9 protein-coding genes and 1 pseudogene are annotated in these 10,362 nt (G+C 73.2%); 6 read left to right on the forward strand and 4 right to left on the reverse strand.

The features are described from left to right. Positions 1–142 precede the first annotated feature (142 nt). From DPA01S_RS15170 to recR, 3 genes and pseudogenes are all read left to right on the forward strand, one after another. A complete protein-coding gene (locus tag DPA01S_RS15170) occupies positions 143–1,330 on the forward strand; it encodes a hypothetical protein (RefSeq protein ID WP_061917621.1) in 1,188 nt (395 codons plus the stop codon). A gap of 135 nt (positions 1,331–1,465) precedes the next feature. Beyond that, on the forward strand, positions 1,466–1,801 hold the full coding sequence (locus DPA01S_RS15175) for a YbaB/EbfC family nucleoid-associated protein (RefSeq protein ID WP_007632582.1): 336 nt from the start codon (positions 1,466–1,468) through the stop codon (positions 1,799–1,801). Positions 1,802–1,914: 113 nt separating this feature from the next. Continuing rightward, a pseudogene (gene recR, locus DPA01S_RS15180) lies at positions 1,915–2,520 on the forward strand (recombination mediator RecR); the annotation flags it as partial. A 153-nt stretch (positions 2,521–2,673) separates the two neighbouring features. On the opposite strand, the gene DPA01S_RS15185 reads toward recR, so the two are convergent. The 4 genes from DPA01S_RS15185 to DPA01S_RS15200 form a co-directional block, all read right to left on the reverse strand. Then, the gene (locus tag DPA01S_RS15185; RefSeq protein WP_061229686.1) at positions 2,674–3,603 is read right to left on the reverse strand and encodes an amidohydrolase family protein; all 930 of its coding nucleotides are present in this window, start codon (positions 3,601–3,603) and stop codon (positions 2,674–2,676) included. A 390-nt stretch (positions 3,604–3,993) separates the two neighbouring features. Continuing rightward, the gene (locus tag DPA01S_RS15190; RefSeq protein ID WP_153038694.1) at positions 3,994–4,854 is read right to left on the reverse strand and encodes a type 1 glutamine amidotransferase; all 861 of its coding nucleotides are present in this window, start codon (positions 4,852–4,854) and stop codon (positions 3,994–3,996) included. Then, positions 4,851–6,164, reverse strand: coding sequence for a MurT ligase domain-containing protein (locus DPA01S_RS15195; protein WP_061229685.1), 1,314 nt, complete (start codon positions 6,162–6,164; stop codon positions 4,851–4,853). Before DPA01S_RS15195 ends, DPA01S_RS15190 begins: the two co-directional genes overlap by 4 nt. Positions 6,165–6,208: 44 nt before the next feature. Next, the gene (locus tag DPA01S_RS15200) at positions 6,209–7,282 is read right to left on the reverse strand and encodes a serine hydrolase (protein ID WP_061229684.1); all 1,074 of its coding nucleotides are present in this window, start codon (positions 7,280–7,282) and stop codon (positions 6,209–6,211) included. Between the two features lie 156 nt (positions 7,283–7,438). Between DPA01S_RS15200 and DPA01S_RS15205 the strand changes: the two genes are divergently transcribed. From DPA01S_RS15205 to DPA01S_RS15215, 3 genes are all read left to right on the forward strand, one after another. Beyond that, positions 7,439–8,380, forward strand: coding sequence for an exonuclease domain-containing protein (locus DPA01S_RS15205; RefSeq protein WP_061229696.1), 942 nt, complete (start codon positions 7,439–7,441; stop codon positions 8,378–8,380). Between the two features lie 134 nt (positions 8,381–8,514). Then, on the forward strand, positions 8,515–9,876 hold the full coding sequence (locus tag DPA01S_RS15210) for an aspartate aminotransferase family protein (RefSeq protein WP_061229683.1): 1,362 nt from the start codon (positions 8,515–8,517) through the stop codon (positions 9,874–9,876). An 8-nt stretch (positions 9,877–9,884) separates the two neighbouring features. After that, complete coding sequence (locus DPA01S_RS15215) at positions 9,885–10,316, forward strand: phage holin family protein (protein WP_061229682.1); 432 nt, start codon at positions 9,885–9,887, stop codon at positions 10,314–10,316. Positions 10,317–10,362: the final 46 nt, after the last annotated feature.

Below are 10,362 nucleotides of genomic sequence, written 5' to 3' on the forward strand. Positions count from 1 at the left end.
GGCGCCGCCCACCGCCGCGCCGGCGGCTCCCACGCCTGCCGTGCCGCCCGTCGCGCCGCCCGCCGCTGCGCAGGGGCCGACTACGTCGGCATCGGCCCCGTCTGCGCCACCCGCCGGGGAGCCCACGCCGAGCCAGCCGGCCGTGGCCACCGATCCCGCCGCGCCCGCCGTGGCCGCCGATCCCGCCGCGCCGGCCGTGCCCGGCGAGTCTGTCGCCGAACAGCAGGCGGCCCACCAGTCGTCGCCCCCCACCGGTTACCGGGAGCCGTCACAGGTGCCGCCGCAGCCGCCGGCGTCCGCTCCCGCCCCCGATGCGGGTGCCGCGGCGTCCGCCCCGGATCCGCGGCAGCCGGCGGTATCCGGTCGGAAAACGCAGGGCCCGGCGCCGGAGCCGCACGCGCACGCCCAGGCGCCCGTCCGTCCCGAATCGGGCGGACCGTCGCCCACGAACCGCCCGTCGGCGGAGCCGGCACCCGCTCCCACTCCCGCTCCCGCGCCCGACGCGGGATCGGCGGCGGAGACCGACGACCCGTGGCGGGACCGTCCCGCTCAGCAGCTCGAGCCGGGGGCCCCGTCGCAGCCCACGCAGCAGCCCTCCGCCCCGGGCTCGCAGTCGCCGACGCGCACCGATCCCGAGCCGGGCCCCGAGGCCGCGCCCGAACCCGGACAGCCGGCGGCTGCGGCCTCGGCTCCCGGTATCGAGGCCGAGGACATCCGCCGCGCCTGGCCGGCGATCCGCGAGGCCGTCCGTACCCGCACCCGCACGGTCGAGGTGATGCTCGCCGGCGCCACGGTCGCGGGCGTGGACGGTCGGGTGATCCACCTGGTCCACGACTACGCGCCACTGGCCAAGCGGCTGTCCCAGCCGCACAACGCGACCGCGATCACGGACTCGATCACGGAGGTCGTGGGCGGCGACTGGACCATCCGCTGCACCTCCGGAAGCGCGCCCGCAGGTGCCGGAGGCACCCCGGCCGCCCCGGAGGCGGCTCCACCAGAACCCGGGCGGGGGTCCTCCGCGGGCCCTACTGACGCCCCCGGTTCTCCCCGACAGGGTGAGCCGCGGGGCTGGGAACGTCGTCTCCGCGCCGCGGACGCCCCGCAGGGCGAGAGCGGCGGCCGAGGTGGCTACGACGATATCCCGCCTCCGCCCGAGGAGCCCGACCCCGAGCCGGGGGAACCGGACAGCCCGCCCCCGCCGCCGGTCAGCGAGGACGAGATGGTCGACGAGGCACGGAGCGGCCCCCAGAATCTGGACCACCGCACCGGCGAGGACATCGCGTTGGCCCTGCTCAAGGAGCACCTCGGGGCCCGTCCGCTCGAGCGCTGACCCACCCGGCCCGCCGCGCGCCGGGGCACGGTGTCCCAGCTGACGGTTACGCTGGACGTCGACCGACCGGGGCCGCCCCGGCAGGACCAGGCACGACCGCACCACCGCCCGCACACCGCCGAAAGGACCCCAGCCATGCAGCCCGGACCCGACATGAACGCCCTGCTCCAGCAGGCCCAGCAGATGCAGGCCCAGCTCGCCGAGGCGCAGCAGGAGATCGCCGCGAGCACGGTCGACGGGCAGGCGGGCGGCGGGCTCGTCACCGTCTCCATGCGCGGTACCGGCGAGGTCACCGGCGTGACCATCGACCCGAAGGTCGTCGACCCTGAGGACGTCGAGACGCTGCAGGACCTGCTCGTCGGCGCGTTCGGCGACGCGCACACCAAGGTTCAGGAACTCGCGGAGTCCCGCCTCGGGCCGCTCGCCTCCGGCGGCGGCCTCGGCGACATGATGGGCGGCCTGGGCATGTGAGCCCGCGGGACCCGGTGTAGCGCCGGGTCCCGCCACCCGGGGCCGCCGCGCCCCGGGGCCCGCCACCCGACGACGCAACCGTCGCCGGGCCAGCAAGAACACAGGAAAGCGCGATGTACGAGGGACCGGTCCAGAACCTGATCGACGAGTTCGGCAAGCTGCCGGGCATCGGGCCGAAGTCCGCGCAGCGCCTGGCGTTCCACCTGCTGCAGGCCGAGCCCGAGTCGGTCGAACGCCTCCGCTCCGCGCTGCAGGCGGTGGTGGAGGGCGTCACCTATTGCGAGGTCTGCGGCACCGTCGCGGCGGCCGAGCGCTGCCGTATCTGCTCCGATCCCCGCCGCGACCCCACCCTCATCTGCGTGGTCGAGGAGCCCAAGGACATCGAGGCCATCGAGCGCACCCGGGAGTTCCGCGGGCTCTACCACGTGCTCGGCGGCGCGCTCGACCCGATCAACGGCATCGGACCCAACGAACTACGCATCGCCGGACTCATGCGGCGGGTCGGGGCCGAGGTCGAGGGCGAGGAGATCGACGAGATCATCATCGCCACCGATCCCAACACCACCGGCGAAGCGACCAGCACTTACCTGGCCCGCCTCCTGCGACCGTTCCCCGACCTCATCGTGAGCCGCCTGGCCTCCGGCCTGCCCATGGGCGCCGACCTGGAGTTCGCCGACGAGCTCACCCTGGGCAGCGCGCTGTCCGGGCGTCGCATCCTCTCCGGTGGCCCCGCGCAGCCGGCGCGATCGGGCGGCGTGCTGCGGCCCGAGCAGGTCGACCCCGCGCAGCCGGCCGTGCCCGCCCCGGATGCGGGTGCCTCGGCCCCGGCCGATTCCGCCGCGGGGCCGGAGATCGGCTACCCGGGCACGGAGTCAGAGGCCGAAGAGCCGCGCGGCATTTCCGTGCCACACCGCCCGTAGCCAGTCCTCGCCCAGCCCGAGCCCGGCCAGGGCCTCGAGCTGATGGGCGTACGGGTACGGGATGTTCGGGAAATCGGTACCCAGGAGCACCTTGTGGCCCAGGTCGGCCAGCCGAGCACGCTCGGCAGGCGGGAAGGGCGTGGTCTCCTCCACGAAGTCCGTGAAGGCCATCGTCGTGTCCAAATAGACGTTCTCGTACCGCTCGGCCAGATCGAGGAAATCCGAGTACTCGCCCATGCCCATGTGTGCGACGATCAGCGGCAGCTCGGGGAAGCGCTCGAGCATGGCGGCCACCGGCTCAGGACCCGTGAACTCGCCGGCCACCGGGCCCGAACCGCAGTGGATGACCGTCGGCACCTGCGCCTCGGACAACACGCCCCACACCGGGTCCAGCAGCGGATCCCGGGGGTCGTACTCGCCCACCTGGATGTGCGACTTGAACACCCGCGCCCCGGCATCGACGGCATCGCGGACGTAGGCACCCGCCGTCGGCTCGGGGAAGAACGTCGCAGTGTGGAGGCAGTCGGGGTGGCGGGAGGCGAACTCCGCGGACCACGCGTTGAGCCACGCGCCCATGTCGGGCTTGTGTGGGTACAGCATCGACGAGAACGCCAGCACCCCGTACGACCGCAGCCGCTCGACCCGCTCGTCCTCGGCCTCGCGGTAGGTAATGGGCCAGGGACGGCCGATCTTGGGCCCGGCGGCATCGAAGTAGTCCCACACCTTGGCCATCACCCGCGGGGGCATGAAGTGCGTGTGCACGTCGATGATGCCCGGCAGTCCGAGTGGCTCCCACATCGCGCGGACCTGCGCCGCCTCGACGGCGGGATCGGGAGGGGTCACGGACCCGGTGAGGGTGGCGGTGCCGTGGTGTTCACACATGCGTCCGAGGGTATGCCAGCGAACCCGGCCCGCCCGGCATTCGCGGCGCGGACTCCGGCGCCACCCCCGAGGCGTAGGCGGGCCGAGCGCCGGGCAGCCACGGGCCATGGGCGACGGGCCACGGGCCGCGGTGCGTTCACCTGGGCCGGCAACGCCACCTCAGCCCGCAACGCCACCTCAACCCGCGACGCCACCTCTCCCGCAACGCCGCCTATCGGATCGCGCTACGCCTACGGGGCCCCATAGGTGGAGTTTCATCCGATAGGTGGCGGGACGGGCTCGATGCCGAAGGGACGGGCCTGATGTCGAGGGCACGAAGCGGCAGGCGGCGCAGATCCACAGCGTCGCTGATCAGCGGCGGGCGGCGCAGGCGATCGGCGGAGGAGCTGCTTAGCGCCGGGCGGCCGCGATCCGCTCCCGGCGCAGCCGCTCCACCGCCGGCACCTCGACCGGCGGCAGCGAGTCCACGCCCAGCGCGCGGCACAGCAGCAGGTCGGCCAGCTCGGGATTGCGGGCCAGCACCGGCCCGTGCATGTAGGTGGCGATGATCGAGCCCTGGACCACGCCCTCGACCAGCCCGCCCGCAGGAACCGACTGACCGGCCGGCACGCCGTTGCCTACACCGGAGGCGACGCGGCCCAGGGGAGCGGCGTCGGGGCCCAACACGGTGGCGCCCATGTGGTTCTCGAAACCCGTGAGCGGCTGCGTCAGCCCTGTGACCTGCGGCGCGACCACCAGCTCGCCGATCGAGCGGGTCGCCTGCGGAGACGTGGTGACGTCCAGCAGGCCGAGCCCGGGCGCGCGCGAGCCGTCCGAGACGACGAACCACTCACCGAACACCTGCATGCCGGCGCAGATCGCCAGCACCGGCGCCCCGCGCTCCACCGCGCGTTGTAGACCCGGCGATGCGGACAGATGGCGGGAGGCGAGCTTCTGCGCCGCGTCCTCGCCGCCGCCGACCGTGTAGAGATCGCACGAGTCGGGGACGGCGTCCTCGAGGGTGATCCGCACGATCTCGGCGTCGTAGCCGCGCCACCTGAGCCGCTGCCGCAGGACCAGCGAGTTGCCGTCGTCGCCGTAGGTGCCCATGACGTCGGGCAGGACCAGACCGATCCGCACCGTCGACTCCGTGGGCCGGGCCGAGTCCGCGGCGACGGTGTCCAGCGGGGAGGCGGACGCCCCCTCCCGACGGGCCCCCGCGTCACGCGGGTCCGGGTTGCTCTCGCCGGCGTGATGCTCGCTCATCGTCACTGCTCCTTCTGGTCCGCGTCGACGGGACGGTGCCCGGCGGCGGCCATGGCCCGCCCGAGGTCACGGAACGCCGTGTAATTGGCCAGCACCTCGACCCGCCCCGGGGGGCAGTGCCGGATCGCCGCCAGCGGATCCGGCTCCAGCTCGTGGCGCACCCCGGCATAGGTGAGCCGCACCGAGAGGTCGGCCGCCCGCTCGCCCGAGGCGTACACGGTCACGCCCTCGAAGCTCTCGAACCGCACGTCCCACAGCCATGACAGGTCCACACCGTCGGCGACCTGCCCGTTCACCGCGATCACCAGGCCGTCGGCGGACGTGTCGATCATGCCGAGCGCCTCCTGCCAGCCGGCCGGGTTCTTGGCCAGCAGCAGGTGCGCGGACCGCCCGTCCACGTCGACCGTCGAGTAGCGGCCGGCCACGTCGTCGACCTGCTCGACCGCCCGGACCGCGGCGGCCGGGTCCGCGCCCATCGCCACCGCGGCCGCCACGGCCTGGGCCGCGTTGCCGCGGTTGGCCCGCCCCGGTATCGCCAGGGACAGGAGAGCCGTGAATCCGTCGGGGCCGTGGATCGCCTCGTCGTCGACCCACCAGTCCGGCTCGGGCCGCGCGAACTCCCGGCCGTCGGGCAGGGTGCCGGTCGACCGCCACCGCACCGCGCCCGTCTCGTCGATCGTCCGCGTGATCGGCTCCCCGGTGCGCGGGCAGCTCACCGAGTCACCCGCCCACGCCGACCCGGCCGCCACCCACACGACCGCCGGGTTGTCGTAGGCCACAGAGGTGATCATGACGTCGTCGCAGTTCGCCACCACCGTGGCCTGCGGCTGAGCGGCCACCCCGGCCCGCAGCCGCCGCTCGATAGCGTTGATCTCGCCCACCCGGTCGAGCTGATCCCGGCTGAGGTTGAGCAGGACGATCGCCTCCGGGGAGGTGTTCTCCGCGACGGCCGGCGTGTGGAGTTCATCCACCTCGATGGCGGCCAACCCGGCCACACTGTCGGCCACGAGGGCGGAGACGATCCCGGCGTCCATGTTGTCGCCGCCGGTGTTCGAGGCGACCCGGCCCACGGTCGACAGGGCGGAGGCGACCATCCTCGTCGTCGTCGATTTGCCGTTGGTCCCCGTGACCAGCACCGTTCGCCGGCCCGCCGCGAGTTGGCGCATGAGACCCGGATCGAGTTTCAGCGCCACGAGGCCGCCGATCATCCCGCCCGACCCGCGCCCCGACACCCGGGACGCCCAGGTCGCCAGCCGGGAGACGGCCACGGCCACCCGGCCGCGGGGGGTGAGTGCGGTGATCGCGCGGGAACTCATGCCGCAGAGTCTAGGCAGCGCGGCGTCCGGGCAGCACGGCCGCCTCAGAACCGCACCGCACCGCCCAGCGCGGTCACCACGTCGTGTCCGAGGTCGGCCGTGACCTCGTCGGGGCCGTTGGACATCCCGTCCGCGGAGGCGATCACGGCGATCGCATAGCGGCCGCTCGCGGTGTTCACCACGGCGATGTCGTGCGATTCGGTGTCGGTCTCGCCGGTCTTGTTGGCGACCGTCCCCGCGGGCAGGCGGTCCGGGAGCTTCCACCGCCGCTCCTGCGCGAGCATCGTGTCCAGCACGATCCGGGCCACGGCGGGCGAGGTCAGCGCCTCGCCCTGCGGAGCACGACCGTCGGCGGCGCGGACGAGTTCGGCCAGGTAGCGGACACTGCCGAGGGGGGTGACGTGGCTCCAGTCGCCGGTCCACTCGTAGCGGAACGCGCCGCCGGTGTGGAACTGGTCGGCCAGGCCCACGCGGTCGGCGATGTCGCCCAGCGCGGTGACGGGGTCGGTGGTGTCGGGCGCCGCGGGGCCGTCCACAGAGAGGTCGTACAGCACGTTGGCGGCGTCGTTGTCCGAGACGGTGATGGCCGCCTCGAGCAGGTCGCCGAGCCGGCCGTACGGGGTCTGCGCCGACGGGTCGGCCTCCCACGCCTCGAGCGCCCCCACCGCGTAGGCCACCTTGATGACCGACGCGGCGTAGCGGGGCTCGTCGCCGCCGGCACACACGACGCGCTCGTCGGGGGAGTCGATCGCCATCACGCACGCCGCGAGTTCGTGGCCGGCGTCCGCGGCGTCAGCCACCGCGGTGGCCACGAGAGGGCCGACCTCGACCCACCCCGCCGGCAGCGGCCGGACGAGCCGGAGCGGATCCGCGACCCGGCCGTCCGGAGGGGAGGAGGCGGTGGGCGACGTGGCCGCGCCGACGGCCGACGCGCCCGGGGCGGAGTGGCGCGCGGTGGTGGCGCCGGGCGCGGTGACGGCCACCCCGACCAGCGCCGCGAGGCACACCGTGAGTGACGACCCCAGCGCCACGCGGATCGGCAGACGGGTGGCGCGCCGCGCGCGGGCGTGGGCGTCGCGCAGCCGCGCCGCGGGCGTGTCGGGCCGGTACCGGCGCATGGGGCCTCCTGGGTCGGACCGGACCTCGCGGCCGGGGCTGATCGAACGGCGTAGACAGTAACGCCCGTGGGCGTCCGGGCGGAAAACGCGGTGTGAACGCCGTGACCTGCGACGGTGACGGCCGGGATGTCGTAGGGGTCTGGGACGATGGTGGGCATGTCGGGTTGGGTCGTGGTGGACGTCGAGACGTCGGGGATGACGCCGGCGGTCGACCGGGTGTTGTCGGTGGCCGCCGTGGTGATGGGTGACGACGGCGAGGTGGTCGAGGAGTTCGCGACCCTGCTCAACCCCGGGGTGGACCCGGGGCCCGTCCACGTGCACGGCCTCACCCCGGCCCTCCTCGCCGGCAAACCGCGCTTCCAGGACGTGGCGGCCGAGTTGGGCCGGGTGCTGGACGGGAGGACGGTCGTCGCCCACAACGCGGCCTTCGACGCGTCGTTCCTCGCCGCCGAGGCGAGGCGGGCCGGGCTAGCGCCGCCGCTCGAGAGGTTCGTGTGCACCCTCGACTTCGCCGGCCGGCTCCACCTGTCGACCGCCGACCTCAAGCTGTCCACACTGGCCGCCCACTTCGGCGTCCATCAGCGGGCCGCGCACGACGCCCACGACGACGCCCTCGTGCTGGCCGGGGTGTTCGCCGGTCTGCTCGAGGTGGCCGCCGCGAAGGACGTGCGCCCCTCGGTCCGCGAACTCGACGCGATGGTGGCCCACCCCGAGACCGGGTATCTGGTGTCCACGGTGTGGGCGGAGGCCCTCGCCGCACCCAGGCTGTGGCGTCCGGCCGGGAGGCTGAAGCGCGGCGGCGGGCTGGTGCAGGGCATGGAGGTGGTCTTCACGCAGGACGTGGATCGCGACCCGGAGGAGATCGTCTCCCTCGTCGTCGACGCCGGTCTCTACGTGGCCGACCGCATCTCGTCCCGCACCTCACTCGCGGTGTGCGACGCACCCGGCGCGGTGCGCGGACGCACCGCGTTCGCGCGGAAGAAGGGGCTCGAGCTGGTGCCGTACGCCCGGTTCGAGGAGATGCTCGCCGACGTCGCCCCCGGCCGGCCCGTCGCCGGCGCCCAGGCCGTGGACAGTGCGCAGGAGGCCCTCTTCTGACGGCGTTGGTCTACGCACCGGGCGACGGCGGCCGCAGCAGCTGATTCCGCATCGTGGAGCGCTCGTCCGGGAGGGCGGCGCGGAACTGACATGATGGCCGTGGACAACGCCGTCGACCACAGGAGTACTTCCCCGTGCCCGCACCCCAGAACGCCGCCGCCCGAGAGGTCTACGAGAAGGAACGTGCCCACGTCCTGGCCCCGTGGTCGGCCTGGGGCACGACCGATCCGATGGTCGTCACCGCCGCCGAGGGCTGCCATCTGACCGACGGCGACGGGAACCGCCTCCTCGACTTCACGTCCCAGCTGGTCAACACCAATATCGGCCACCAGCATCCGGTGGTCGTCAAGGCGATCCAGGACCAGGCCGCCGAGCTGTGCACCATCAACCCGGCGCACGCCAACGCCGCCCGCGCCGAGGCCGCCCGCCTCGTCGCCGAGGTCGCGCCCGCCGGGATGAACCGCGTGTTCTTCACCAACGCCGGCACCGAGGCCGTCGAGCACGCCGTCCGCATGGCCCGCCGCCACACCGGCCGCCACAAGACCCTCTCGGCGTTCCGCAGTTACCACGGCGCCACCACCACCTCGATGAACCTCACGGGCGACACGCGCCGCTGGGCCAACGACCTCGGCAACACCGGCGCCGTGCACTTCCACGCCCCGTTCCTGTACCGCTCGCAGTTCTACGCGGAGAACTCCAAGCAGGAATGCGACCGTGCGCTCGAGCATCTGGACTCGCTCATCGGGCTCGAGGGGCCCGACCACTTCGCCGCGCTCATCATCGAGTCGGTGCCCGGCACCGTCGGCATCATGGTCCCGCCGGCCGACTACCTCCGTGGCGTGCGTGAGATCTGCGACAAGTACGGGATCGTCATGATCTGCGACGAGGTCATGTCCGGGTTCGGCCGCACGGGCGAGTGGCTGGCTCTCGACAACTTCCGGTCCGGCGACGACGACTGGGCGCCCGACCTCATCACCTTCGCCAAGGGCTCCAACTCCGGGTACGTCCCGCTCGGCGGCGTCATCCTCCACGACCGGATCGCCGCGTCGTTCGAGACCACGCCGTACACCGGTGGCCTCACCTACGCCGGGCACCCGCTGGCCTGCGCGTCGGTCGTCGCGACCATCAACCTCATGCGCGACGAGAAGATCGTCGAGAACGCGAAGATGATCGGCGAGGACGTGATCGGCCCGCGCCTGCGCGAGCTCGCCGAGAAGCACCCGTCGATCGGCGAGGTCCGCGGCCTCGGCGTGTTCTGGGCGGTGGAGATGGTGGCCGACCGCGAGACACGCGAGCCCCTCGCCCCCTACGGTGGATCCTCGGAGGCCATGGCGCGGACCTTCGCGACCGCGAAGAAGGACGGGCTGCTGCTGTTCATGAACTACAACCGCTTCCACGTGGTGCCGCCGTGCATCATCACCCCCGACGAGGCCAACGAGGGCCTGGACATCTTCGACCGCGCGCTCGACGTGGCCGATGACTATGTGAGGAGCTGACTCTTCCGATGGCGCTGGTACTGCGGCTGATCGTCAACGCCGTCGCCCTATGGGTGGCGACGCTGATCGTGCCGGGAATCGCCCTGCACGACACCACCGGCATCTATGCGCCCGGCGCCGGCGCCATCGAGAACGAGGTGAACGTCCCGACCATCACCGCGCTGCTCATCGTGGCCGTCGTGTTCACGCTGGTTAACGCAGTGGTCAAGCCGATCGTCCAGCTGCTGTCCCTGCCGCTGACGATCATCACGCTGGGGCTGTTCCTGCTGGTCGTCAACGCGCTGATGCTCATGTTGACCGGCTGGATCACCACGACGTTCCAGCCGTTCGGCGCCGAGTACGTGGTCAGCGGGTTCTGGGCGGCCTTCTTCGGGGCGATCGTGGTCGGCCTCGTGAACTGGGTGTTCGGGATGCTCCTGCCCACGCGCGCCCGCGACTGATCGGCGCTGAGGGCCCGGCGCGGCCGCGAGCCGCGGCCGCGCGCTG

Origin of the sequence: Dietzia papillomatosis NBRC 105045 (genome assembly GCF_001570845.1) — a bacterium.
GTDB lineage: Bacteria > Actinomycetota > Actinomycetes > Mycobacteriales > Mycobacteriaceae > Dietzia > Dietzia cinnamea.